Source organism: Paenibacillus paridis (assembly GCF_006345825.1).
Classification (GTDB): domain Bacteria; phylum Bacillota; class Bacilli; order Paenibacillales; family Paenibacillaceae; genus Pristimantibacillus; species Pristimantibacillus paridis.
The window spans coordinates 23,876-47,459 of sequence record NZ_VCIX01000085.1 but is presented as its reverse complement, the minus strand read 5'-3'; the positions used below and the strand labels follow the sequence as shown (position 1 = coordinate 47,459).

Annotated in this window: 24 protein-coding genes and 1 pseudogene; 10 read left to right on the top strand and 15 right to left on the bottom strand. The window is 48.4% G+C overall.

Annotated elements, in window-relative coordinates; all coding sequences use genetic code 11:
* Positions 1–30 precede the first annotated feature (30 nt).
* Positions 31–1,635 carry a degradosome RNA helicase CshA gene (gene cshA, locus FJQ58_RS13590; RefSeq protein WP_139994237.1) on the bottom strand — a complete coding sequence of 535 codons (1,605 nt, stop codon included), beginning with the start codon at positions 1,633–1,635 and terminating at the stop codon, positions 31–33.
* 155 nt (positions 1,636–1,790) lie between these two features.
* Here cshA and FJQ58_RS13585 point away from each other — a divergent pair, with 155 nt between their 5' ends.
* The 3 genes from FJQ58_RS13585 (at position 1,791) to FJQ58_RS13575 (ending at position 4,400) form a co-directional block, all read left to right on the top strand.
* Positions 1,791–2,630, top strand: coding sequence for a YitT family protein (locus tag FJQ58_RS13585; RefSeq protein ID WP_139994235.1), 840 nt, complete (start codon positions 1,791–1,793; stop codon positions 2,628–2,630).
* A gap of 145 nt (positions 2,631–2,775) precedes the next feature.
* Positions 2,776–2,964 (top strand): hypothetical protein, encoded by a 189-nt coding sequence (locus FJQ58_RS13580; protein ID WP_082198241.1) that lies wholly within the window; start codon positions 2,776–2,778, stop codon positions 2,962–2,964.
* A 239-nt stretch (positions 2,965–3,203) separates the two neighbouring features.
* Positions 3,204–4,400 (top strand): putative glycoside hydrolase, encoded by a 1,197-nt coding sequence (locus tag FJQ58_RS13575; RefSeq protein ID WP_139994233.1) that lies wholly within the window; start codon positions 3,204–3,206, stop codon positions 4,398–4,400.
* Between the two features lie 101 nt (positions 4,401–4,501).
* Here FJQ58_RS13575 and pfkA read toward each other — a convergent pair whose 3' ends face one another.
* From pfkA to FJQ58_RS13560, 3 genes are read right to left on the bottom strand one after another with little or no spacing between them, the layout of a single operon-like run.
* Positions 4,502–5,470, bottom strand: a complete 969-nt coding sequence (pfkA, locus tag FJQ58_RS13570) for a 6-phosphofructokinase (protein WP_139994231.1) — start codon at positions 5,468–5,470, stop codon at positions 4,502–4,504.
* A gap of 30 nt (positions 5,471–5,500) precedes the next feature.
* On the bottom strand, positions 5,501–6,586 hold the full coding sequence (locus FJQ58_RS13565; protein WP_139994229.1) for a tetraprenyl-beta-curcumene synthase family protein: 1,086 nt from the start codon (positions 6,584–6,586) through the stop codon (positions 5,501–5,503).
* Positions 6,587–6,609: 23 nt separating this feature from the next.
* On the bottom strand, positions 6,610–6,927 hold the full coding sequence (locus tag FJQ58_RS13560) for a hypothetical protein (RefSeq protein ID WP_139994227.1): 318 nt from the start codon (positions 6,925–6,927) through the stop codon (positions 6,610–6,612).
* Between the two features lie 133 nt (positions 6,928–7,060).
* Here FJQ58_RS13560 and FJQ58_RS13555 point away from each other — a divergent pair, with 133 nt between their 5' ends.
* Positions 7,061–8,248, top strand: a complete 1,188-nt coding sequence (locus tag FJQ58_RS13555) for an MFS transporter (RefSeq protein ID WP_139994225.1) — start codon at positions 7,061–7,063, stop codon at positions 8,246–8,248.
* A gap of 82 nt (positions 8,249–8,330) precedes the next feature.
* On the opposite strand, the gene FJQ58_RS13550 is transcribed toward FJQ58_RS13555, so the two are convergent.
* The 3 genes from FJQ58_RS13550 to FJQ58_RS13540 all read right to left on the bottom strand — a co-directional run bounded on the left by FJQ58_RS13550 (position 8,331) and on the right by FJQ58_RS13540 (position 10,218).
* Positions 8,331–9,050 carry a YebC/PmpR family DNA-binding transcriptional regulator gene (locus FJQ58_RS13550; RefSeq protein ID WP_238404041.1) on the bottom strand — a complete coding sequence of 240 codons (720 nt, stop codon included), beginning with the start codon at positions 9,048–9,050 and terminating at the stop codon, positions 8,331–8,333.
* Between the two features lie 190 nt (positions 9,051–9,240).
* A complete protein-coding gene (locus FJQ58_RS13545) occupies positions 9,241–9,438 on the bottom strand; it encodes a cold shock domain-containing protein (protein WP_114381455.1) in 198 nt (65 codons plus the stop codon).
* Between the two features lie 78 nt (positions 9,439–9,516).
* Positions 9,517–10,218: a class I SAM-dependent methyltransferase gene (locus FJQ58_RS13540; protein ID WP_139994223.1), complete on the bottom strand. Its 702-nt coding sequence runs from the start codon at positions 10,216–10,218 to the stop codon at positions 9,517–9,519.
* Between the two features lie 145 nt (positions 10,219–10,363).
* On the opposite strand from FJQ58_RS13540, the gene FJQ58_RS13535 reads away from it, so the two are divergent.
* The 4 genes from FJQ58_RS13535 (at position 10,364) to FJQ58_RS13520 (ending at position 13,795) form a co-directional block, all read left to right on the top strand.
* Positions 10,364–10,597, top strand: a complete 234-nt coding sequence (locus tag FJQ58_RS13535) for a hypothetical protein (protein ID WP_139994221.1) — start codon at positions 10,364–10,366, stop codon at positions 10,595–10,597.
* A 130-nt stretch (positions 10,598–10,727) separates the two neighbouring features.
* Positions 10,728–10,910, top strand: a complete 183-nt coding sequence (locus tag FJQ58_RS13530; protein WP_139994219.1) for a hypothetical protein — start codon at positions 10,728–10,730, stop codon at positions 10,908–10,910.
* Positions 10,911–11,105: 195 nt separating this feature from the next.
* A complete protein-coding gene (gene pepF / locus FJQ58_RS13525; RefSeq protein ID WP_238404040.1) occupies positions 11,106–12,896 on the top strand; it encodes an oligoendopeptidase F in 1,791 nt (596 codons plus the stop codon).
* A 185-nt stretch (positions 12,897–13,081) separates the two neighbouring features.
* Positions 13,082–13,795: a GH25 family lysozyme gene (locus tag FJQ58_RS13520; RefSeq protein WP_139994217.1), complete on the top strand. Its 714-nt coding sequence runs from the start codon at positions 13,082–13,084 to the stop codon at positions 13,793–13,795.
* A gap of 11 nt (positions 13,796–13,806) precedes the next feature.
* Here the strand turns inward: FJQ58_RS13520 and FJQ58_RS13515 are convergent, their stop codons facing one another.
* Positions 13,807–14,169, bottom strand: coding sequence for a winged helix-turn-helix transcriptional regulator (locus FJQ58_RS13515; RefSeq protein ID WP_139994215.1), 363 nt, complete (start codon positions 14,167–14,169; stop codon positions 13,807–13,809).
* Positions 14,170–14,403: 234 nt separating this feature from the next.
* Between FJQ58_RS13515 and FJQ58_RS13510 the strand changes: the two genes are divergently transcribed.
* Entirely contained in the window at positions 14,404–15,132 is a 729-nt protein-coding gene (locus tag FJQ58_RS13510; protein ID WP_139994213.1) for an SDR family oxidoreductase, read from the top strand.
* Between the two features lie 89 nt (positions 15,133–15,221).
* On the opposite strand, the gene FJQ58_RS13505 is transcribed toward FJQ58_RS13510, so the two are convergent.
* Positions 15,222–15,581, bottom strand: coding sequence for a winged helix-turn-helix transcriptional regulator (locus FJQ58_RS13505; protein ID WP_139994211.1), 360 nt, complete (start codon positions 15,579–15,581; stop codon positions 15,222–15,224).
* A gap of 154 nt (positions 15,582–15,735) precedes the next feature.
* Between FJQ58_RS13505 and FJQ58_RS13500 the strand changes: the two genes are divergently transcribed.
* Positions 15,736–16,629, top strand: a complete 894-nt coding sequence (locus FJQ58_RS13500; RefSeq protein ID WP_139994209.1) for an SDR family oxidoreductase — start codon at positions 15,736–15,738, stop codon at positions 16,627–16,629.
* Between the two features lie 181 nt (positions 16,630–16,810).
* On the opposite strand, the gene FJQ58_RS13495 is transcribed toward FJQ58_RS13500, so the two are convergent.
* The 6 genes and pseudogenes from FJQ58_RS13495 to FJQ58_RS13470 form a co-directional block, all read right to left on the bottom strand.
* Positions 16,811–17,692: a TolB family protein gene (locus FJQ58_RS13495; protein ID WP_139994207.1), complete on the bottom strand. Its 882-nt coding sequence runs from the start codon at positions 17,690–17,692 to the stop codon at positions 16,811–16,813.
* Between the two features lie 57 nt (positions 17,693–17,749).
* A pseudogene (locus FJQ58_RS13490) lies at positions 17,750–17,905 on the bottom strand (stalk domain-containing protein); the annotation flags it as partial.
* A gap of 41 nt (positions 17,906–17,946) precedes the next feature.
* Positions 17,947–19,875: a hypothetical protein gene (locus FJQ58_RS13485; RefSeq protein WP_139994203.1), complete on the bottom strand. Its 1,929-nt coding sequence runs from the start codon at positions 19,873–19,875 to the stop codon at positions 17,947–17,949.
* A 110-nt stretch (positions 19,876–19,985) separates the two neighbouring features.
* On the bottom strand, positions 19,986–21,467 hold the full coding sequence (locus FJQ58_RS13480) for an extracellular solute-binding protein (protein ID WP_139994201.1): 1,482 nt from the start codon (positions 21,465–21,467) through the stop codon (positions 19,986–19,988).
* Between the two features lie 104 nt (positions 21,468–21,571).
* Entirely contained in the window at positions 21,572–22,441 is an 870-nt protein-coding gene (locus FJQ58_RS13475) for a carbohydrate ABC transporter permease (RefSeq protein ID WP_420799835.1), read from the bottom strand.
* Between the two features lie 24 nt (positions 22,442–22,465).
* Positions 22,466–23,422, bottom strand: coding sequence for an ABC transporter permease (locus tag FJQ58_RS13470; protein WP_238404034.1), 957 nt, complete (start codon positions 23,420–23,422; stop codon positions 22,466–22,468).
* Positions 23,423–23,584 lie beyond the last annotated feature (162 nt).

Genomic DNA, 23,584 nt, shown 5'->3' with positions numbered 1-23,584 from the left:
TTTTTTCAAAATGACTCAGCAAGCAATGAATTAGTTGTTCGCGTAACCGTCAGTTGAGCTTTTTGGACGACGGTTTTCAGGACGTCCTTCGCTGCTGCGTTTGCCTTGGTAGCCACCAGTGCTGCTGCTGCCGCGTGACTCATAGCCGCCGCGCGAGCTGCCGCCTGTGCTGCTGCCGCTGCTGCGTCTGTCATCGCGTCCGCGATATCCGCCGCCGCCTGTGCTGCCACTGCGGTTGCCGCCGTAAGAAGAGGACGATCCGCTGCGGTTGAACGGACGACCGTTCGAGCGGATATCCGGCTTGCGTTTTTTGGCGCGAAGCGGATCTTCTGGCGTCAATTCGATTTCAACGTTTTTCTTCTCGCCAGTCAGCAATTTAATTGCTGCGGAAAGGAGGTGAACGGAATCGTATTGCTCAAGCAACTGAATGGAAATGGCTTTGTATTCCGAGAATTCATCGTTCTGAACGACTTCTAGAAGACGCTCAGCGGTTACGCGTTGTTTGCCTTCAATCGCTTCTGCAATGCTTGGAAGCGGCTTGCGGTTCATCTTTTGGCGAGTAACCTTCTCAATGAAGTGAAGGTGATCCGTTTCGCGTGGCGTAACGAATGACCATGCTGTTCCTTCTTTGCCTGCGCGGCCTGTACGACCGATCCGGTGAACATAGCTCTCAGGATCTTGCGGAAGGTCAAAGTTAATAACATGAGTTACACCGGAAACATCTAGACCGCGCGCAGCAACGTCAGTTGCTACAAGGACATCAATGCTGCCGTCACGGAATTTGCGCATAACGCTGTCCCGTTGGTTTTGCGACAAGTCTCCGTGCAAACCGTCAGCTGTGTAGCCGCGTTTTTGGAGAGCTTCGCTCAGCTCATCAACCCGGCGTTTTGTACGGCCGAAGATGATCGCAAGCTCAGGGGATTCCATATCAAGCAAACGGCTAAGCGCTTCGAACTTCTGGCGCTCATGCACTTCGATGTAAGATTGCTCGATAAGCGGTGCAGTGATTTGCTTCGGAATAACCGAAACATGCTCCGGATTTTTCAGGAATTGCTGTGCAAGTCTCTGAATGTTAGCCGGCATTGTAGCCGAGAACAGCATCGTATGACGCTCTTCAGGCACTTGCTTCAAGATCGATTGGATGTCTTCCATGAAGCCCATATCGAGCATTTCATCCGCTTCATCCAAAATGACAGTTTGCACATCTTCAAGACGAATCGTCTTGCGGTTGATGTGGTCAAGCAAACGTCCAGGCGTACCGATAATAATTTGAGGTTTCTTCTTCAATGCACGGATTTGACGGCCAATTTCTTGTCCACCATAAATCGGCAATGAGCGAAGACCCTTATATCGAGTTAACTTCCCGATCTCGTCTGCCACTTGAATAGCGAGTTCACGGGTTGGCGTCATTATTAATGCGACAATGCGTTCCTCGCTTGTCGGAATTTTGTTAATGAGCGGAATTCCGAATGCCGCTGTCTTTCCTGTACCCGTTTGTGCCTGGCCGATAAGATCTTTACCTTCCATGGCAATAGGGATCGCTTTGTCTTGAATCGGGGTAGATTCCTCGAATCCAAGTTCGGTAATTGCTTGCAACACTTTTGGTTCCAAGCCAAATTCAGCAAATGTTTTCAAACTTTTCTCAAACTCCTTTTATCTGCAGCCTACTTAAGAATATCCAAATCATTATAGCACACATTCAATCGTGAATACCAGCGAACCAAAGAAAGCCATACTAAGGATGTGAAATAAAGTAAAAAAAACGCTTCGGCTGTATAGGAGGAATTGCAATGAATCCGCATTCGTTTCGTTACCTTTATACAGTGCCTATGATAACCTTGGGAGCCATCCTTATCGCTGTGGGCTTCAATTTATTCCTCATCCCCCATCAACTGCTTAGCGGCGGGGTATCTGGCATTTCAATGATGATCGGATATATAACCGGCGGCAATATCGCTTGGCTTTATTTCATTCTCAATTTGCCGCTGCTGCTGTGGGGCTGGTTTGCAATCGGACGCCGTTTTATAATGTGGAGCATTTACGCGGTCATCGTCTCGACCTTGCTCCTTGAATTCATTCCCATCGTAAAAATTGCCGATGACATTGTGCTTGGCGCTGTATTTGGCGGGATTATGGTTGGCTTTGGCAGCGGATTGACGCTTCGCTACGGCGGCTCTTCGGGGGGCTTCGATATCATTGCATCCATTATCACGCGCAAACGCGACTTGCCGATCGGCATGATTATTTTTATTTTGAACGGTGCGGTCATCGCCCTTTTAGTTGCTTTCACAAAAAATTGGGATTCCGCCCTTTATTCGCTGGTGTCGATTTTTTCTGCCGGCAAAGTAGTAGATCTCATTCATGTGAGGCATATTAAATTAACGGCTTTCATCGTTACGACCAAAACAGATGAATTGCTTGCTAAGCTTCTCTCCCACCCCCGCGGCATTACGATCATCAAGACCCGCGGCGCCTATTCCTCGGCAGATCGCGATATGCTGATGACGGTAAGGACAAAATACGAATTGGCGGAGCTTAGCAAGATCGTTACGACCATCGACCCGCGTGCTTTCATTAATATCGTGGAAACGGTAGGCGTCATCGGCGACTTTACCAAGCCAAAGGATTAATCCATATACGCGAATATGGATTTTACGCAGTATCCCTATGTTTTTGAAAATGATCCTGATATAATGTTTATATCCCGTAGCTTTGGTTTCTTGCCATATGATTTCCCCTAAACATTAGATATGAAAGGGTGAGGCTCAGGTGGATATGGAAACGGTCAAATTGTCTCAAATTGTAGAGAAGCTTGCCCCAGAGCTTAGTCCTTTTCTTACCGCACGTGAATTGGACATCAGCATCGTGCTGCGTGACGGCCTCGCCTTGCTCGAGCCCGCGGACGCCATGGAAATTGTCCAGCACAGCATTTGCAATCAGCAGAGAGAAGCTTTGTTACAATGACAATGCGGGACACACGGATTATTTACGCGCCAGTCGAGACCAACTCGGCTGGCTTTTTGTTTATTTCACAGACATTCATACTGTTACCCGACTCTATTTTTGTGTGGAGCAGGCCTGAGAAAATAAAGCTTAGAACAGCAAATAAGACATATACTTTCTTAATATTTCAAAAAAGTTAATGACCCAGCATCCCAACTGCTTTATAATTTGAACTGAATAGCTAACGGGGAGAGAGCAAAATGGACATCGTCATTTCAACCTTATTGCTGCTGTACAGCTTGCTCACTGGTAGTGGTGAAGATAATGCCTCAGCCAGACAGCTTGCTGTTGCTTATGTGAATTCTGCAGCCGGTCATACGCTTATACAGCCAGATTCATCCATAGCGGGAGGCATCAAACCTGGCAATCCTAACTCATCAATTGTAAAAAAAGATCCGCAGCCGGATACCCCGCCTATCAAAGGCATCTATGTTACGGCACACAGCGCGGGCGGAGCGCGCATGGAATCGTTGCTAAAACTGGTGGATGATACCGAGCTCAACAGCATGGTCATCGATATTAAAGACGACAACGGGTTTATTACATATCCTACGACAACCCCCGAGCTTCAGGAGGTTGGCGCCTCCAAAAAATATATTCGGGATATTAATTCACTCATGGTTACGTTAAAGAAACATAACATTTATCCAATTGCAAGAATCGTCGTGTTCAAGGATACCGCACTCGCCCGCAAGCAGCCGGAGCTCTCGTTCCTCCATCAGGACGGTACGATCTGGAAGAACGGCCGTGGAGAAAGCTTCGTCAATCCTTACCGCAAGGAAGTATGGGATTATAACATCGCCGTTGCGAAGGAAGCAGCTAAGCTTGGCTTCAAAGAAATCCAGTTCGACTATGTACGTTTTCCGGAGGGCTTCGACAACAAAGCCGCCACGCTAACCTATAGCAAAACCGATCAAAGCCGAGTTGATACGGTTGCAGGCTTTGTCAAATATGCCCGTGAGCAGCTTGAGCCGCTTGGCGTACGCGTATCGGTAGATATTTTCGGCTATGCGGCATCCGTACCGACGGCTGAAGGAATTGGCCAAGATTTTGTCAAAATCTCAAACGATGTGCATGTGATCTCGCCTATGGTCTACCCTAGCCATTACAGTACCGGCTGGTTCAAACAAAAGGATCCCGATTTAAGTCCCTATGAGACGATTAAAGGCGCAATGCTGGATACCCATAAGAAATTGGACCCGATTGTCGAGCTAAAACCGATTATTCGGCCATGGATTCAGGATTTCACCGCAAGCTGGTTAGGCGCCGGCCATTATATGAAATATGGAAAAGCCGAGGTTGAGGCTCAAATCAAGGCGCTGCAGGATACTGGAATCAAAGAGTACTTACTCTGGAATGCGGGCAATAAATATTCACCCGATGTGGACTACAAATAAGCATAACGGCAAAAATCCACCCTCGCTGAGAAAGCAAGGGTGGATTTTTTTGAAATACAAGCATTTATAAGCGTGTTAACTTATAAAGGTTTTAATCCCTATTATTGGGATAGACGAAGAGCGAGCTCATACATGCCCATATCAAAAGGCTTCTTCGTGTTAACGACCTTATCGATATCCGTTGTAACAAGTTCTCCCCGCACGACGCCGCAGGCTTTGCCTGAATCGCCAGCCATCAGCTGTCTAACCGCAAAGTCGCCTAGACGGCTTGCCAAAATCCGATCGATTGCTGTCGGCGTTCCGCCGCGCTGAATGTGGCCAAGCACCGTTACGCGCGGCTCGATACCGCTGTTTGCTGTGATTTGCTGAGCTACCTCTTCGCCTTTGCCCGCACCCTCTGCTACGACGATGATACTATGACGCTTGCCTTTGGCAAAATTCGTCTTCATGCGCTCCGCAACTTCAGACAGCTCAAATGGCACTTCCGGCACAAGGATCGTCTCTGCGCCACTGGCAAGGCCTGCATGAAGAGCGATATCGCCGCAATGGCGTCCCATAACTTCCACGATTGATGAACGCTCATGCGAAGACATCGTATCGCGAATTTTGTTAATTGCATCTACTACGATGCTAACTGCCGTGTCAAAACCGATCGTGATATCGGTGAATGGAATATCGTTGTCAATCGTGCCTGGAAGCCCCATTGTTTTAATGCCAAGCTTGCTCAGCTTGTTCGCGCCTTGGTAAGAGCCATCGCCGCCAATAACGACCAAGCCGTCAATGCCTCTTGAGCGAAGCACCTCAGCACCTCGCTGCTGGCCTTCTGCCGTAACGAACTCCTTGCATCTAGCTGTTTGCAAAATCGTTCCGCCACGCTGAATAATATCGCCTACGCTGCGCAAATCCATTTGACGCAAATCATCGTTAATTAGACCTTGATATCCGCGCTGCACACCGTATACATCCAATCCGTAATATAGCGCGCTTCTTACAACAGCCCTTACAGCTGCGTTCATTCCTTGCGAATCTCCTCCGCTTGTCAATACTGCGATTGATTTGACTGCAGACATGTTTCATTCCTCCACATTTTTTATTTATAGTTAAGCTTGCTGTTTCCGAATCCAGATGCTGTTAATAAGGAAAAACAGGCGCGTAAGCGGGCTGTTCTTCATTAGCCTCCTTGAGACATCTCTAACATCCGCCTGGTGGCGGACCTTCGGGTCTGATAAATATAAGGCTAGAAGCCCTTCAATAATCAAACGATGAAAACGGGATGCAGGAAGCTGCAACACATCCTCACGCGCCCGGTTCACGATAGTGGCGAGGCGCTCAACAAGCAGACTTTCATTATCATAATAATTGCAAAAGTTAAGATCTCCGCCAGCTTGGTCTTCCGCCTGATCAATGAGATAATCAAGCAAAATATGAAGCCCGCACACATGCGGAAAATAAATATTTTTGATTGCGGCCGCGTCAGCTTCAGACAGTCCGTCCTCACTAGCTGCCAGAAACAGCATAAACATCCCCAGGGTTGAGCCGGCTGCTGCTGCAAATTCATTCCATTGCAAATTCGGATAATCCTCGCAATGCAACGCCCACCAATCGAGCAAATATTGTTCGCGCAGATCCTTGCGAATATGCTTGTACACCTGCAAATCGCTGTAGAGGCTAACTAGCCCGCTAACATGCTCCTGTACGCTTAGGTAGGAAGGCAACAACGCAACCTGACGTTGGCAGATCCGAATGAGATGATGCAAATAGCCGCCATCGTCCCTTTCTGCTCGCAATGCATAATAATCCTGAAGCTGCGCTTCGGGATTGACCGCATCGAGCATCGATTGATGCAATAATCGAAAATCGTCCGGATCTTGCGAAGTGCTCCGATCGCACAGGTTGTCCAAATAGTCGCTAATCGTCTGCAGGGCCACGATTAGCGGAATCAGAATATGCCTCTGCTCCAAATGGGCTGCAGCGTAGACGCTTCCTCCTTGGCAATGAAACCTTTTGGTATCCATGCTATCCAGTGCCTGCATTCTCAGCTCGGCATCGGGTATCCGCTGCGCCATCAAACGCAGTTCCTTGAGCTCTAAGTCCACAGCAGGCAGCACATATTTGTACACACGGTGCATTAGCTTTAGTGGCCCTTTGGGCACGCGGTGGCCTGTCAATGTCGTCAATCTCAACATGCACCCCTCCTAACTAAACCAATTCATGAATGCCGACGCGATTCCAACTGCTGATCAATCCGATACCAAATATGGAGATCGTTGATCCTACTGGCATAATCGGCAATTTCATAGTTTAGTATACAGGATTGCTCAAAGCTGTCTTCTTCAAACAACTGAGCTTGCTTTACATGAATATCCCGCTCAAACTCCATGACGCGGTCAGGAATTGTTCCACGGATCAGCTCCCATTGCTCAATAATGGCAAGCTGGTCAACTGCCTTATACTGCTCCCATTCCATTTCCAGCACGGGAATACGGATCCGAAGCCGTTCATTCCAGTCAAAACGATAAGCTCCCATTGTAAACCTCCACATCTAAATGTACCATTTCGACAGACAATAATCCAGCTTCAAATCGGATTGGTCCGAATGCCGATCCATGCTATACTGATATGCATATTGTTTACAACAGAGACGGAGTGAGCTTGCAGCAATGGATACACCTGGCCTCGCCGAGGCAGAGAGATCGGCAAACGCGCGGAAGGAAACAACAGCGCTTCGAATATATAGCTTCTCGGCTTATTCTACCGCCGCGATGGTTGTTTCCTTCATACCGCTGTACTTCTTAGATAGAGGATTTTCAGAGCAGCAAATCGGCATCATCTATTCGACTGGGCCTTTCATCTCCATTTTTGCAAATATCATCATGGGAATGGCCAGCGACAAGTATAGAACAATTAAGAAGCTGCTTATGCTACTATTGTTCGGACAGCTCGTCATGATTTCCCTTTTATTTCCAATCGAAAACTTTGCCCTTGTTTGCCTTGTGATGATGGGCTTTTATTTTTTCCAAACACCGATTAACCCGCTGAGTGACAGCTTGCTGCTATTATCAAGCCAATACACGGGAACCCCTTATGCACTGGTTCGAATATTCGGCTCCCTTGGCTTTGCGGTAACCGCTTATACTTTCGGACTGATTCTGAAGGAGATCGGCTCTACTTGGACGCTTCCGCTGGCACTGTGCACCATCGCTATTACGCTGATGTTGACGACGAGGATCAGGGATTATCAAGGGAGTGCCCGCAAAATAGACTTTTCTGGCTTCTTCAAGCTGCTGCGGCAAAGGGATGTGCTGCTGTTTTTCCTGATCATTCTGACAATCTCCATCCCTCACCGGATGTACGAGGGCTTCCTAGCCGTAACCATGCGCCACATGGGCGCCAGTGATTCCCTCGTTGGTCTCGCTTGGCTTGTATCAGCATTAAGCGAGATCCCGATTTTGTTCCTGCTAGGCAAGTATGGACACAAGTTCAAGGAGCTTCCGCTGCTGATGATCGCATCCATCATGTACGCAGTCAGACTGTGGCTTCTCAGCGATATTCAAGATCCGCGCTGGGTAGTTGCCACTCAGGCGATGCATAGCATTTCGTTTGGCATCTACTTCTCTACCGCCCTGCGCTACCTGTCCAGGCTCATACCGGATGAATACCGAGCTTCCGGGCAAGCGGTGTATGCCGTTATCTGGACCGGACTTGCAGGCGTGATCAGCGGAATGTTCGGCGGCTACGTTTATGAGCATTTCGGGCGCGAGGCTTTTTTCAAAATGGGTGCAGGATTTGCGATCGTCGCAGCCGCAGCCTTCCTCGCACGTTACTATTTCAGCCGGACAGAACGCTAATCCTACCAAAATAAGGCTGCTGCGCAGCGTGTTCCATACACGCGCGCAGCAGCCTTATTAGTCGATAAATGAATCCATCCGCTTATTCGACAATTTCAAAATTAGAATATACGTCCTGCACATCATCATTATCTTCAAACGCATCCATCATTTTGAGCAGCTTGTCCGCATTCTCGCCATCAACCTTAACGATATTTTGCGGCAGCCAGCGAACGCCTGCATTTACGAAGGAATAACCTTCCTTCTCCAGCGCATTTTTCACTTGCTCAAATTCATGAGGGTGAGTCAATATCTCAAAGCTATCATCATTGACGACGACATCCTCGGCTCCAGCCTCAAGTGCGACCATCATCATCGTGTCCTCGTCCGCTTCATGCACTTCACGGTCAACGACCAGCAGGCCTTTGTGATCGAACATGTAGCCAACGCAGCCACTCTCGCCCATGTTTCCGCCGCGTTTATTGAACGCGGAACGGACGTCGGCAGCCGTACGGTTACGGTTGTCCGTCAAACATTTAACCATGATCGCTACGCCTCCGGGGCCATAGCCTTCGTACATAATGTCATCGTATTCAACGCCGTCGCCAGCGCCTGCTGCCTTCTTGATCGCACGTTCAATATTATCATTCGGCATTTGCTCAGCTCTTGCATTGGCAATCGCCGTCTTCAGACCAAAGTTTGCATCCGGATTTGGCCCGCCTCTGCGTGCTTGAACGTAAATCTCTCGTCCGAGTTTGACGAACTTGTTATTTTTAGCCTGATCGGCCTTCCCTTTACGGTCTTTGAACAATTTAAATTTCATTATGCTCGCTCCCCTGACAAAGTTTCCAAGCAACAGTTTATCATTGCAAGCGGGACTTGGTCAATGAAAGTAAGCTTAATTGACATATGGGCAGCGGTTAAAACAAGGCAAGAAGAAACGGCTACGCCGTCTCTATAAGAAAAGGCCCCCTGTCACCAGGGGGCCTTCTCCATTGCATCGCAAAATGTTTCTATAGTTTAGTGACGTTGGCCGCTTGCGCACCGCGGTTACCCTCAGTAATGTCGAATTCGACCGCTTGCCCCTCATCCAAAGATTTGAAACCTTCGCTTTGAATAGCTGAGAAATGTACAAATACATCTTCTCCGCCCTCTGTTTGGATAAAGCCATAGCCTTTCTCCGCGTTAAACCATTTAACTGTTCCTTTCAATTGAACAACCTCCTAAATATGACCGCCGCTTTGCACGGCGAGTAAAATTATTATAGCGATCCAAAACAGAAAAAGCAATTAAAGTAAAATTCGCATAAATTGCCTAGAAGAAGGAATGAATGGAAGGTCCGAAGCAAGTAATTCTACTCTGCCCCCATTGGTTCCAATCGTCTCCAGTAACGCCTCCAGCTCCGCATACGGCTCCCAGCTTAATGAAATAAGCGGATAAATCCGAATTTGTCCTCCCGGCTTGCAAATGCGCATGAGCTCCAATATCGCTTTTTCATGGAAATCCGGCCCAAATTGATTGGCATATAAGAACATAAAATGGCTGCAAAGCACTAATGAAAAGGTATCATCAGGAAAGGGCAGCTCTGGAAGCTTGCCATCTATATAGCGATCATGATATTTATTATCCTTCACATGTGAAGCAAAAAGCTCAAGCGACGCTTCTCTGCCCGACTTGTGATTTTCAATCGATCCGTAGTAGCTCCAATCGAATTGGTCCTGCAGCTTTATAAGCTTGGCAGTCGAGGTCTCGATTTCCTCTGATGCTTCTCCAATCCATTCCTGAATCCCGGCACCGTAGCGGGGATCGACCGCAAAAGCAGAATATCCTTTCGCATTGGCCTCGGCAGTAAAGGACGAGCCTCCGGCCGCGACATCGAGCAGCAAACCTTTCTCTAAATCCGCTGGCTGCAAATCAAACATGCGAACATACTCCTCGAAGCTTCTGCATGTCATGGCAACGCCAATTTGCTCATAGCTCTGCTTACCCATACTTACACTCTCCTCATCTCGTCTCATCTCAGCAAAACTCGTCTCGTCTTTGCCCGCTTCTTGCGCTGGCGTATTGATTACAGCCTCCATAATGGCTATGATGATAAGAATACCATAATTAACTACTCAAAGGGTGAAAAACTGCATGTTTAAAAAACACGAAATTTACAAGACCGACAAATACAATATGCTGACGGTTGAAGTGCAAGGCAAAACGCTGATTGTTCGGGAAATATCCGATCAATGGGGAGAAGATACGCACACGTTTATTAGCCGTCCCGAAATGCTCCACTGGGCACAGAATCGTTATCGCGCTTCCGACTTCGTCGGCCGTGAAGAGGAACTGGAAGCAATTATGCGTGCTTTGAAAGAAGTTTAATCCGGCAGCTTCTTCCTAGCAGGAGGAAATTTTGCCCATTATGGCGAACATATCGTAACCAGGCACCGCATAGGTACCAATATAGCGCTGCCGGTTCGGTTTGTTTATGGTCAGGAGGCTTTACCACCAGATGGATGCTACTGCTTCAGTTATATTTATTATTGCTGCCTTCTCGCTCGGAGCCATTGTCATTATGAAACGTGACTCCTTGCCGCCCGGCATGCGCCGCGGCCTTGCTTTGGTATCGATCGCATTTATTGCTTTTGCGTTTTTTCTTATCGTTTACGCCTTTTTCACAATGGGCACGGCATAAACGAGCAGTCGATTGCATATTCTTCGCACCCTTCGGACATAGTACTCACAAACTGTGTCCCGAGGTGATGACTGGATGAAATGGCTCTCCCTGATGCTCGCTTTAAGCCTTGTACCGGGTGCTGCAGTCTCCAAAGATAATGCAGCGCAATCCGGACATTCCATACCAACCTTATCCATACCAAGGAGGAATTCGATGAGTCACGTATTGAAACGTTCAGAATCCGCACCTGAGACCCGCTGGAAGCTTGAGGATTTATTTGAAAGCCAAGCCGCTTGGGATAAGGAATTTGCAGAGGCGAAGGCGCTAATCAAGAAGGTTCCCGAATATCAAGGCAAGCTAGATAACGTTGAACAGCTCAAGGCCTGCTTCGAGCTTGAGGATGAGCTCTCCTTGCATGTGGAGCGACTATATGTTTATGCCAATATGAAGCATCACGAGGACACCGCAGAGGCCGCTTACCAATCTCTATCGGATAAATCCAAAAAAATTAGCGTCGAGTCCGGCGAAGCGCTTTCCTTCATAACTCCTGAGGTACTTAGCCTCTCTGACGAGAAGCTCGATGCGTTTATCTCGGATGCGTCAGTAGCAAAATATCGCCATACACTCGAAGAGATGCGCCGCCAGAAGGCCCATATTTTATCGAAAGACGAAGAAGCGCTGCTTGCCCAAGTCGGCAATATCAGCTCCGCTCCCGGCACCGTATTCAGCATGCTGAATAATGCGGATCTTAAATTCCCTAAAGTAAAAAATGAAAATGGCGAAGAAGTTGAACTGACCCATGGCAGCTACATACAGTTTCTTGAAAGCAGCGACCAGAATGTGCGCCGCGAAGCGTTTAAAGCGGTGTACGAAACTTACGGCAAACTAAAAAATACGCTTGCAACTACGCTGACCTCAAACGTAACAAAAAATATCTTCTATTCCAAAGCACGTAAATACGATTCCGTTCTTGATATGTCTCTATATGGCGATAACATTCCGAAGGAAGTTTACACGAACCTCATTGATACCATTCACAAGCATTTGCCGCTGATGCACCGTTACATGGATCTTCGCAAAAAGCTGCTGGGCCTTGATGAGCTTCATATGTACGATTTGTTTGCGCCGCTCGTAGACGAGTTCAAACTAAATATCACATATGAAGAAGCGAAAAAAACCGTAAGCGAAAGCCTGAAGCCGCTTGGCGATGACTATTTGAAAGTCTTGCAGGATGGCTTCGACAACGGCTGGATCGACGTGTATGAGAATGAAGGCAAACGCAGCGGCGCATACAGCTGGGGCGCTTTCGGAACGCATCCTTACGTGCTGCTCAACCACAACGACAACTTAAACAGCATGTTCACGCTAACCCATGAAATGGGCCATGCGCTGCATTCGCATTATTCGGATACGAATCAAAACTACCGCGACGCGCAATATACCATTTTCCTTGCAGAAGTAGCTTCTACGTTAAACGAAGCACTGCTCATGGACTATCTATTGGGCAAATCAACTGATGCGAAAGAAAAAATGTACCTGCTGACGTATTATGCCGACCAGTTCCGGACTACCGTCTTCCGCCAAACGATGTTTGCTGAATTCGAGAAAATCATTCATGAGCGCTCGGAACAAGGCGAATCGCTCACGCCGCAGGATTTAAGCAAAATCTACTATGACCTCAACGTTCAATATTACGGGCCAGGCATGGTCATCGACAAGGACATTGAAATGGAATGGGCGCGCATCCCGCATTTCTACAACAGCTTCTACGTATACAAATACGCGACAGGCTTCTCTGCCGCTACCAGCTTCTCCAAGCAAATTTTGGAGGAAGGCCAGCCTGCCGTTGACCGATACCTTGGTTTCTTGAAGAGTGGCGGCAGTGACTTCTCCATTAATATTTTGAAGAAGGCTGGCGTTGACATGTCATCTCCAGAGCCGATCGAGCAAGCGATGAGCGTATTCGAGGAACTCATTGGCCAAATGGAACAGTTGACGAAATAAGAAAACACTAGCACCAAATGAATGGCCGCCAAGCTTGCTTGGCGGTTTTTTTTTGTAACTATAAGTATGTATAAGTTTGTAAGCGTCTAAAGGAAGTTCAAGGCGTTTCTTCTTATTTGAGCAACTTTATCCTTGCAAAGAGCGTCATGGGATAAGCTGGTAATATTTCGGGGGGGGGTGGAACCATGAGAGCAAAAAGAATAAAAAGAGCCATCTTAGTTTTTCTAGGATTTTTATTGATTTTTGGAGTATTGGAGTACAAAGGCATCATCTGGCACAATAGCGTATTTGCAATGAGCTATAAAGTGAGGGGGCTCGACGTATCCCATTATCAAGGCAATATCAACTGGAAAACAATTGGGGCGATGGAAAAATACCAATTTGCCTACATGAAAGCAACAGAAGGACATGATTATACCGATAACACGTTCCAGAAAAACTGGGAGCTTGCTAAAGCAAACGGCCTGCTAGTCGGCGCCTATCATTTTTTCTCTGCCAGAAGCTCGGGAGCCGAGCAAGCAGACCATTTTATAAAGGTCGTGCCTATTGAGGAAGCCAGCCTCCCGCCTGTGCTTGATATCGAAATCGCTCTTACTCATCCTGTTGCAACGATCCAGAAGGAAATACGGGCGATGGGCACAAAGCTAGAAGAGATTTATAGGAAAAAGCCGATTTTATATGTCACCTATGATACGTTTAACATGTACATCGGCAGCGATTTTGAAGAATACGAGATTTGGATTCGCGACATCGTCAAGCATCCGGCTTTGAAAAATAAACGGGATTGGCTATTTTGGCAATATTGCAATCGGGGACGAATCGACGGCATTGATGCCTATGTCGACATTAACGTATTTAACGGAAATCAAGCTGCCTTCAACGCAAAATTCAAAGCATAGCCAGCGAACCGTTAACCGTCCGCTCCAAGAACGACCGTCGTATCCTCCACAAAGGCTTGGTGCTTTCTTCCCCAGCCGCACATGCTGTCCAATACGGCGGTCAGCGTTTTTCCATGCTCCGAAATGCTATATTCCACTCGTGGCGGTATTTCCTGAAAAACCTCTCGGGTAATGAGCTGATCCTCCTCCAGTTCGCGCAGCTGCTTCGCCAGCGTTCCCTGGGAGACATCCGGTATGAGACGCCTAAGCTCACCAAAGCGTTTGGTTCCATCTATGAGCAATATAAATAGAATGAGCGGCTTCCATTTTCCGCCGATCATTTCCAAAGTAGTCAGCACGCCCTTCAATCTAGGCTCCTTCAAACCTCTCTCCATCTAAACACCTCCTCTTATTTATCATACCGAACAACCTGGACTTTTGCACGTTATCCACGGCAGAGCGCTTCACAACAAATAGTACGAAATTTGTGACCTAGTACGAATGAAATGCGTACTTGGCAGCTTTCTTTTTTTAGCGAATAATGGACTACGATATCCATTAGATCCATTCATATGAAATAAAGCCGAGGCGAGAAGACCGTTCTGTAGAAATGGAGGAGAATACACATCATGGCAAATTTATCATTGCGTAACCAACGGATTATCATTATTGGAGGGAGCTCTGGCATAGGCCTTGCTACCGCAAAACAAGCCTTAGAGCAAGGGGCCTATGTAGTTATAGCCGGACGGTCTGAAGAGCGTTTGAACCAAGCAAAGCAATATTTAGCATCAGACGAATTGACAGCCTATGTGCTCGATAACCGGGATGAACAGCAGCTGAAATCATTTTTCGAAAAGCTAGGTTCCTTTGACCATTTGTTCACACCGGGTGCCTCCTATGTTAGAGGCCCCCTATCGTCTGATGCCGAGACCGCTCATAGCTGCTTTAACGCCAAGTTTTGGCCGCAATACAATGCAACGAAATATGCAGCTCCGTTTATCCGCCCTGGCGGCTCCATCGTGCTGATGTCAGGGGCCTTCGGCCAACGCCCCCTCTCGGGAGGCGCCTCTTATGCCGCATGCAACGGGGCTATCGAAAGCCTTGGCAAGGCGCTCGCCGTGGAGCTAGCGCCGGTTCGGGTCAATGTTATTTCCCCTGGCACCATCCGAACCGCTTTTAATTGGGAAGGCGCTGCGCAGGAAGTAAGGGAACAGTCCTATGATGAGTATGCCAAGATCAATCTGCTCGGCAAAATCGGCCACGCCGATGAAGCTGCCCACACGACGATCTACCTGATGACAAATGGCTATACGACCGGCAGCACGCTGTTCCCTGATGGCGGTTATATTTTGCGATAAATCAAGGCCAAAAGAACGGCTGCTTGCAAGCAGCCGTTCTTTTTTCCAATTCAGAGAACTTCTCAACTTTCCTTGCATTCGGTTTCCATTTATGTAGACGGCATATCCTGCGATGGAGAAGGCTCTGTTTTCTTCTGCTCCATATAGTACAGTCCCCAATCCTGCAGCTGAAGCAACACAGGCAAGATGCTCGTCCCAAGCTCCGATAAATAATATTCTACTTTGGGAGGCACCTCATGGTACACCTTGCGGACAATAATGCCATCCTCCTCCAGCTCACGGAGCTGCAGGGTCAGCATCCGCTGGGTCACCTCGGGAAATATTCTTCGAAGCTCATTGAACCGCTTCGGCCCATGATAGGCAAGCTGATATAAAATGACGATTTTCCACTTGCCGCCAATCAGCTTCACCGCAACCTCAACAGGGCATGTCGTTGGTGGTTTTTCCATTTGAGCTATTCTCCATTTCGGTATAAAAAATGATACTACATATAAAAAATGTGCGTACTTACGCTAACAAAATCTATCCACTAATATGGTTATAGCATAACGAAACACCCTTTAATAGCTTTCCCAAAAATAAAATACAGAGAGGAAGTTCATCATGTCAGAAGCAAAAAAGAAGGTTTTGGTATACGGAGCAGCAGGCGTTCAAGGAGGCGCCGTAGCGAAAAAGTTAATTGAGGATGGGTATGAAGTTTATGCCATCGCACGTTCAAATGACAAAGCAAGCCAGCTTCGCTCTGCGGGTATTCATCCCATGATCGGAGAGCTTAGCCAATTGGACAGCCTCGTTCAGGCTCATGCCAATATCGATATGGTTTATTTGCAGCTTCCGGTTAATTTTCATTTGCATCAGGTTCGTAGCTATATCAAGCATGCGGTCGAGGCAGCCGTGATAGCCAGGGTTCAGCTTCTCGTCGTAAATACGAATGTCTTTGTTCCAGAACACGTAACGGATGCCGCAGCGATAGAAATCAAACGGGAGCTTAAGGACGCTGTTCGCCGTAGCGGCTTGCCGTTCATCTTCTTGCAGCCTACGCTGTATTTGGAAAACCTTTGCCTGCCGGGGATCTTGCAAGGAAATGTGCTTGCTTATCCGATACCGGCGCAGCAGCCCCTCTCTTGGGTGAGTATTGAAGATGCCGCAGCGTACGCTCGGCATGCTATAAAGCATCCCGAGCTGGCTGGACAAACCATTCAAATCCATGGTTCCGAAGCATTAAGCGGAAATCAGCTGGCAGAGCTCTTCAGCAAGGCGCTCAACCGGCCCGTGAGCTTCCACGCCCTTGCCATCGATGACTTTAAAGCAGCGCTTACGCCCCTGCTCGGAGCAGAAACAAGCGCGGGTCTTGCAGGACTATATAGCTGGATTCAAACCAACTGCGAGAGCATGCCTCTTCCTGACGTTCCAGCTTCATTCCGCTTTCCGGACCTTAGTGTTACATCAACAGAAGCATGGATTCAGCAAGCGGTTAATCATGGCATTTTTAAATAAGCAAAAAGGTTGCACCACCTCCACTCGCCATCAAATATCCGTCCGTTCTGTACACTAGTTCATTCGCAATCAAATAAAGCGTCAGTTCCGCACGAAATTCCATGTCGGAGACTGACGCTTTTGTTGTACAAGGCAAGCTTCGTAACCCGATTCTAGAGGCATACAAGGGATTCCTGACGCACTATTCACCCAGGCGGTAACTGACGAACGCAAGTTTAGTAGAATCAGGCGACCAAGAATTCACATTAATGGTGCCTTGTCCGCCAAACAGCTCGGCAAGCGTGCGGTACTCTCCGCCATGGATCGGCATGATTCGAATCTCTACGTTTTTGTTCGCCGGGTGGTCATTTGGCGCAACGTCATCCTTGCGATAGGTTAGATAAGCAACCGATTCCCCATCTGGCGACACATGCGGGAACCAGCTATTGCTCTCATCGAAGGTCATTTGCGTCTGCTCGCTGCCATCGGCATTCATCCGCCACAGCTGCATTAGACCCGACCTTGTCGAATTGAACCAAATATGGCGCCCATCTGGCGAATATTCAGGACCATCATCGAGTCCAGCAGTATCCGTTAGTTGGGTTTCTACTCCCCCTGCCGCTGGGATCGTATAAATGTCGTACTGTCCCTTCCGTTCCGCGCAATAGGCCAGCGTCTGCCCGTCAGGCGACCAGCCATGGAGATAACTCGGTGCAAGCGCCGTAATCAGCGTCGGATGGCCCCCTTCAAAAGGAAATATATAAATGCGCGATTGGCCATCCTCCTTCGAATGGTGACTAACCGCAATTTGATTGCGATCCGGCGATAAGACATGGTCATTATTACATTGATTCGCATAGCCGGAATCGATAGCATTACTTGTGCCGGTTGCAAGCTCAAAGGAATATAAAAGCCCGCCGCTGTTGTAAATTAGCGATTGGCCGTCTTGAGTCCAATTCGGCGCTTCAATTAATTGGTCAAATACAGCAAGCACCTTGCGCTCGCCATTCTTTACGTCAAGGCATTCGAGAAGGCTTGTCACCTTTCGCTCATTCGTCTGAGTGGCGTTTTGAATCGTCTGCATCGGCTACCATCCTTTGGGGTTACTATTCAACCATATGGAGATTAGGTTTCTCAAAAATCATTTCGTCGTAATCAGAACCTGTTGATTCTTCCCATCCCATAGTACACTTGTGCCCATCGCTTGTGCAACAAAACGAAGAGGAATGAGCGTTTTCCCTTTTATTGCTTGCACGGGAGCCGGCACCTTTACGGGATTTCCGTTTATGGTTGCGTCTAGCTTGCCTAGGAAAAGTTACTGTTTTATTGCAACATCGCTTATTCTCTCTTTAATGACCGGTTAAGAGTATCCCAATCGACATGCGAGGCATCAAACAGCATGAGCCCGTCTGTGTACCGGAGGGCCGAACGGAATACCTCGCGCTGCAGCTCGGCGCTATTCATTTGATTAAGGGAAATACCCGCATATAACGGAACTTCCCCTCCTGTTGCAATGTTGCCAACCGCCATATATTTCTCCACCTCGGCCAGCGTATCCTGATACGTACCAATCATGAGGAGATCCAAGTGCCGGACATAGCCCGTGCCTCGGTAGTCCTTGGTATAAACGGAGCCCTCCTGAAACTGAAGGCGGCTATCATATTGAAAATCAGGGCTGGCCCAGTTTGCACCGTTGACGTAATAGGCATCAAACCAAGACCCCACGTAGGCAGACAATAAAACTTCGCTTCCCCTCTGTCGATTATGGTCGTCCACCATCTCCTTGGCCTCCGCAACAAAAGCAGTTATGACGCCAGCACGGAAAGCCCACCAGTCCAAAATCAACGGACCATCTATTCTCGTATTGCCTTCGTATTCGAGTATATCCTCAGGCCAACGATGAAGCCGCTTGCCTCTTTCCGCCAAATAAGCCTCAAAGCGGCTTCGTGTCAAAGGACTGAAGTCCGCCGTTGCGTTATCGTATCTGCCCCGGTCCAAAATAATGCCATCCACTTGATAGCCGGAAATCACTTCCCGGAAAGCAGCCAATTGATGCTCGCGCACCTTCTCATTCAATGGGTTGGCAAACGCAACCAAACCCGGAGCCGAGCTGTCTCGCTGCCGATTGATCGCGCCTTCATCCTGATGCTTGTAAACCATTTCCTCCCATTCCGAATGCTCATTTAGAATCGCATATTGTCCGCGTACAATGGAGCCTTCTGCAAATACATTCATGGATGCATGAATAGCTAGTCCAAGACGATGCCCCTCTTCTATAAAAATCTGCAGCAAATCCAGCTTGGGATAAGGAATTCCCTGCCCATCGTTTACCAATTCACTCATGTGGGGACGGCTCGTCAGCGGATTTTTTAAGTAAGAAACGTATCCCTCCACCCCTTTAACGTCAAGCGCAATATCCGTAACGCCCGCTTGTTTTGCCCGCTCCAGCAGTTCTCTTACTGCGCCCGCTGTCTGCAGCTTCCCGCTGTTGGCTCTCTGATCGACCCAAAGGATAATTCTCTGCTTCTTCTCAGTCCGGCTTTTAGAAAAGACCGCCAAGCTTCGTGCAACTGAGGTTTCGTTCTCCGTTTTGACCTCCACATCAACAAAGTTGACGCCAAGCGCCAGTTCCAGCTTATGGGCAAAAGTACCCTGCTCGTCAACAACAGCAGCTTCGCCATTAACCGTTAGCGCCGGAAATTCACCCACGTTGGCGCCGCTCACATGACCGGTAATGGTGGTTACAGTCTGCGTTTCCGTATAAACGGATGGCTGATTCAAAGAAATGCTGATTTCATGATCAGCAGCGCCTGCCAGCCCGTGATGATTAGTCACGGCGTCATCCTTGCGCAGCTTGATACGGTCTCCTTTTCTAAAGCAGGTAGACAAGAAGAAGCGGCTGCTTTCCGGAGCATACAAAGGATCAAGGGCAACAAGCACATAACCGCCCTCAGGGATGTCTAGCATCGTGGGGCCGGACCAGGCCGGGGCGAAGCCGACAGGCGCTTCATCAACGACGCGCAAAACCAAGCTTCCTGCCCCCACCTGCACCGCAACGCCATTCTCAGGAACAGTGACCGATTCCCTCCATGCGCTTGTAAACAAGATAAGCCACTCTTCGGCCTCAGGAATGGCGTTGATAGCCGTTATGGCGTGCCGAGGCCCTTCTAATGTAATCGTAATATCCTCTGGCGCAGCTTCCACTTCGGCATGGATAGCAAGCATATCCACCTCACTGCCTTTATGCGGCTTAATTGATTCGTTCAAATCTGTTCCCCCTCAGTCCGTTATGCCGGGCATTTCGCCTAGGCGACAAAGAGGCACCTGCAATTCGCAGCTGCCCCTTTGCCATCAAGCCTACGTCTATAAGCAAGCCATTATTTTGAAATGGTTTGATACCACTCGTTCGCTTCCTTGACGGATTCTGCGCCGCCTTCGGCCATCCATTGCGTCAGGAAGGTATCGTAGCTGTCGATAGATTGCGCACCTGCGATATACATCAGCACCGTGTCGTCCAGCAGCTTCGTCAGCTTTTGCTTGTTTTTGGAGACCGCATCGATCGGCGGTGCAATCGACATCGGATCAACGACGATATTGCCTTTCGCCGCGTTTTCCTGAAACGCCTCATAGTAGCTTTGCAGCACAGGGTCCTTCCGTACGCGCGCCTGCCAGTAAGCCGGATAATCATATTCGTTGACCCCAGTCATGTAAGAGCTTGCATTGGTCAAATCATCGTTGAATTTAGGTAGAATCGGATAGTATTTGCCATCCTTCACTTCGTGGTGAACGCCTTCCTCGCCAATGGCGAGCTTAATAAAGATATCCTTCTTCAGCTTGGTATCGAGCAGTTTGATCGCATGCTCCTTATGCTTGGATATCTTCGGTATTGCAATAAACCATGTAGTAGCCAAGTTAACGCCAATCGATGATTTGCCATCCTTGCCTACTAAGTAAGGAATAATGCCAATTTTGGCTTCAGGAAAGTTTTTGACAAGGGCGGCCTCTCCGCTGGAAGCACTCCACCATGCCAGCTTGATCATCGCGGCATTGCCGCTGGAGAACTTCTCTATCGCTTTCGCACTCGTATTGATCGGCATTTCCGAATCCAGCAGACCTTCGCTGTAGAGCTTGTTCATATAAGTCAAAAATTCTTTCATCTGCGGCAGCTCTGCTTTATGCAGCAGCTTGCCATCCACATCGTTCCAGTCGTTAAGCACGCCGAATGCGGCTGCAATGTCGCCATAAATGGAATCCTTTGTGCCCGTTAATGGAACAATGTTTTTGGCCTTCTTGATCGCTTTCAACACCTCGTACAGCTCATCCGGCGTTGTCGGGTGCTTCAAGCCCAGTTCATCCATCCAATCCTGACGGACAACGAGCTCCTCGCCTACGCTAATGCCAGAGCCCGTCTCCGGTATAGCATAGATTTTGCCGTCGATCGTTACGCTTTCCCATGAATCCTCTTTAATTGCCGCTTTGATGTTAGGGCCTTGGCTATCGATCAGATCATTCAGCGGCTCCAGCGCGCCCGCCGTTGCCAGCTTGTAGAACTGGGCAGAGCCCAGCTTCATAATATCGAAGTTTTGTTTGTTCGCAACCATCAAATTCAGCTTCTCGTCAGAGCTTTCGGCCGGCAGCATTTCGTAGGTTACTTTGTAGCCGGTCGCTTCTTCTATGTTTTTAGCCACCGGGTCTGCGTTCGGATCGAACAGGCTGTACTGCATCAGCATCGTGAGATTGGGATTGCCTTCGCCATCTCCCCCTGAGCCGCTGCCCGGAGCTGGAGCGGAATTGTTGCCGCAAGCGGCAAGAGCAATAGCTAATACAAGGACAATGGCCAACCAAGAACCTTTTTTCATAGAGTACCCTCCCGAATATGTGTTATAAGCCAAACTGCATTTCCCTTCCGTTGCCCGCTATCTTAACAAGCTGACAGCATCACCGCCTTTCATGGCAGATGGGTTTAACCCTTCACCGAACCTACCAGCACGCCTTTAACAAAATATTTTTGCAAGAACGGATAGACCATGAGGATCGGCAGCGTAGCTAGCAATATTGAAGCTGCCTGAATGGATTGGGGCGTTGTGTTCAGCGCCGCGTCCACGTTATCCTTCAAGAATTCGCTGCTGGAGGAAACCAATAGCTCCTTCAAGTACAGCTGCAGCGGCTTAAAATCCTGATTGGTAATGTAGATCATCGATGTAAAATAGTCGTTCCAGAACGCCACCGCGAAAAACAGCGCAATGGTCGCCAGTACGGGAAGCGACAGCGGCAAAACAATGGAGAATAAAACTCGAATGTTGCTTGCTCCGTCCAGCTTGGCGGATTCCTCCAGCCCGTCCGGCAGCCCTTCAAAATAATTTTTGATAATCAGCATGTTGAACACGTTGATGGCCGCCGGCAGAAATAGAACAGGAAACTGATTAACCAGGCCGATATTCTGCATGAGCAGGTAGGTAGGAATCAGGCCGCCGCTGAACAGCATCGTGAAAATAAACATCAGCAGAAACCATTTTCTGCCTCGAAGCTGAACGCGAGATAAAGGGTACGCCGTAATGGTCGTGAGGAACAATCCTAACGCCGTACCCACAATAGCCAACAGAATCGAATTTTTTAAAGAATTAAGGAACATGGAATCCTTGAGCACATACATGTACGTTCCGGTTTGAAAGCCGATAGGCAGCAAATTGACCTTGCCGGAGATGACCGCCGCTTCGCTGCTGAACGATTTGGCGATCAGGTTAACGAACGGCAGCAGCGTCGTCAGACCTACCAGTATAAAAAATAAATAGTTGCAGAAATTGAACAGCTTCTCTGAAAACGATGTTTTCACGGTCACAGCAATCTCCCCTTTCAGTTACCAAATCCCGCGTTGCAGGTATTTGCGGCTAAGCGCGTTGCCCGCCAAGACGAGCGTGAAGGCAATAACGGATTCAAAAACGCCAACAGCGGTGGTGAAGCTGTAGTCCTGATTGCCGAGGCCCATTCGGTACACGTAGGTGCCGATGACATCCGACACCTTGTATACTGTGGGATTGTACATGACGAGAATTTGCTCCGTGCCAGCCTCCAAAATGCTGCCCAGCCTTAGAATAAACATCAGCAGGATAATCGGGGCGATGCCAGGCAGCGTAATGTGCCACAGCTGCTTCATCCTCCCCGCCCCGTCAATCTTGGCCGCTTCGTACAAGCCGGGATCGATCGTGGCGAAGGCAGCAAGATAAACGATGGTGCTCCACCCCGTTTCCTTCCAGCCCGCCGAGGTAATCAGAACGCCCCGGAACACGCTATTGTCCAGGAAAAACGAGATTGGCTCCAAGCCGATCATTGCCATTGCCTTGTTAACCAAGCCGCCGTTGCTAGACAGCAGGTCAATAAACAGGCCGCTTACGATGACCCAGGACAAGAAATGCGGCAAATAGATCACAGTTTGGATCGCGCGCTTGAATAGCATCCGCCGCAGCTCATTCAACAGCAAGGCGATGAGGATCGGCAGCGGGAACAAGATACCGATCTTCAGGAAACTGAGAATAACGGTGTTTTGAAAAACATGCAGAAAATCGGGAGAGCTGAACAGTTTGGCAAAATGCTTCCATCCTACCCAAGGGCTTGCGTCATAACCGTCAAAGATATTGAAATCCTTAAAGGCGATGGTAATGCCATACATTGGGGCGTATTTAAACAGTAGAAGAAACAAAATTCCGGGAACAAGAAGTGCGTATAAATCCCAATCCCGTTTGACATCGGCGGCAAGCCGTTTGACATAATTGCGTTTAGCCTGGGGCTTATCCAGTGGTGCCGTTGCGCTTTTCATTGTATTCCCCCTTGATTTCATGCTTTCTACCTAAAATTGTAGTATCCATCGCCCAGGGTTGGTAGAGTAATGCCATTACTATTTCTGGTACTTTGATGTTTGATTTCCTCACAAAGGAACGTAATCGGCATTAAAAAAGACAAAGCCGCTTTCTATAACTGA

What these genes read in the sequence shown, in the direction of transcription:
- FJQ58_RS13585 (WP_139994235.1), top strand. Translation starts at nt 1,791, where the DNA reads ATGAATCCGCATTCGTTTCGTTACCTTTATACAGTGCCTATGATAACC.
- FJQ58_RS13580 (WP_082198241.1), top strand. Translation starts at nt 2,776, where the DNA reads ATGGAAACGGTCAAATTGTCTCAAATTGTAGAGAAGCTTGCCCCAGAG.
- FJQ58_RS13575 (WP_139994233.1), top strand. Translation starts at nt 3,204, where the DNA reads ATGGACATCGTCATTTCAACCTTATTGCTGCTGTACAGCTTGCTCACT.
- pfkA (WP_139994231.1), bottom strand. Translation starts at nt 5,470, where the DNA reads ATGTCTGCAGTCAAATCAATCGCAGTATTGACAAGCGGAGGAGATTCG.
- FJQ58_RS13565 (WP_139994229.1), bottom strand. Translation starts at nt 6,586, where the DNA reads ATGTTGAGATTGACGACATTGACAGGCCACCGCGTGCCCAAAGGGCCA.
- FJQ58_RS13560 (WP_139994227.1), bottom strand. Translation starts at nt 6,927, where the DNA reads ATGGGAGCTTATCGTTTTGACTGGAATGAACGGCTTCGGATCCGTATT.
- FJQ58_RS13555 (WP_139994225.1), top strand. Translation starts at nt 7,061, where the DNA reads ATGGATACACCTGGCCTCGCCGAGGCAGAGAGATCGGCAAACGCGCGG.
- FJQ58_RS13550 (WP_238404041.1), bottom strand. Translation starts at nt 9,050, where the DNA reads ATGAAATTTAAATTGTTCAAAGACCGTAAAGGGAAGGCCGATCAGGCT.
- FJQ58_RS13540 (WP_139994223.1), bottom strand. Translation starts at nt 10,218, where the DNA reads ATGGGTAAGCAGAGCTATGAGCAAATTGGCGTTGCCATGACATGCAGA.
- FJQ58_RS13535 (WP_139994221.1), top strand. Translation starts at nt 10,364, where the DNA reads ATGTTTAAAAAACACGAAATTTACAAGACCGACAAATACAATATGCTG.
- FJQ58_RS13530 (WP_139994219.1), top strand. Translation starts at nt 10,728, where the DNA reads ATGGATGCTACTGCTTCAGTTATATTTATTATTGCTGCCTTCTCGCTC.
- pepF (WP_238404040.1), top strand. Translation starts at nt 11,106, where the DNA reads ATGAGTCACGTATTGAAACGTTCAGAATCCGCACCTGAGACCCGCTGG.
- FJQ58_RS13520 (WP_139994217.1), top strand. Translation starts at nt 13,082, where the DNA reads ATGAGAGCAAAAAGAATAAAAAGAGCCATCTTAGTTTTTCTAGGATTT.
- FJQ58_RS13515 (WP_139994215.1), bottom strand. Translation starts at nt 14,169, where the DNA reads ATGGAGAGAGGTTTGAAGGAGCCTAGATTGAAGGGCGTGCTGACTACT.
- FJQ58_RS13510 (WP_139994213.1), top strand. Translation starts at nt 14,404, where the DNA reads ATGGCAAATTTATCATTGCGTAACCAACGGATTATCATTATTGGAGGG.
- FJQ58_RS13505 (WP_139994211.1), bottom strand. Translation starts at nt 15,581, where the DNA reads ATGGAAAAACCACCAACGACATGCCCTGTTGAGGTTGCGGTGAAGCTG.
- FJQ58_RS13500 (WP_139994209.1), top strand. Translation starts at nt 15,736, where the DNA reads ATGTCAGAAGCAAAAAAGAAGGTTTTGGTATACGGAGCAGCAGGCGTT.
- FJQ58_RS13495 (WP_139994207.1), bottom strand. Translation starts at nt 17,692, where the DNA reads ATGCAGACGATTCAAAACGCCACTCAGACGAATGAGCGAAAGGTGACA.
- FJQ58_RS13480 (WP_139994201.1), bottom strand. Translation starts at nt 21,467, where the DNA reads ATGAAAAAAGGTTCTTGGTTGGCCATTGTCCTTGTATTAGCTATTGCT.
- FJQ58_RS13470 (WP_238404034.1), bottom strand. Translation starts at nt 23,422, where the DNA reads ATGAAAAGCGCAACGGCACCACTGGATAAGCCCCAGGCTAAACGCAAT.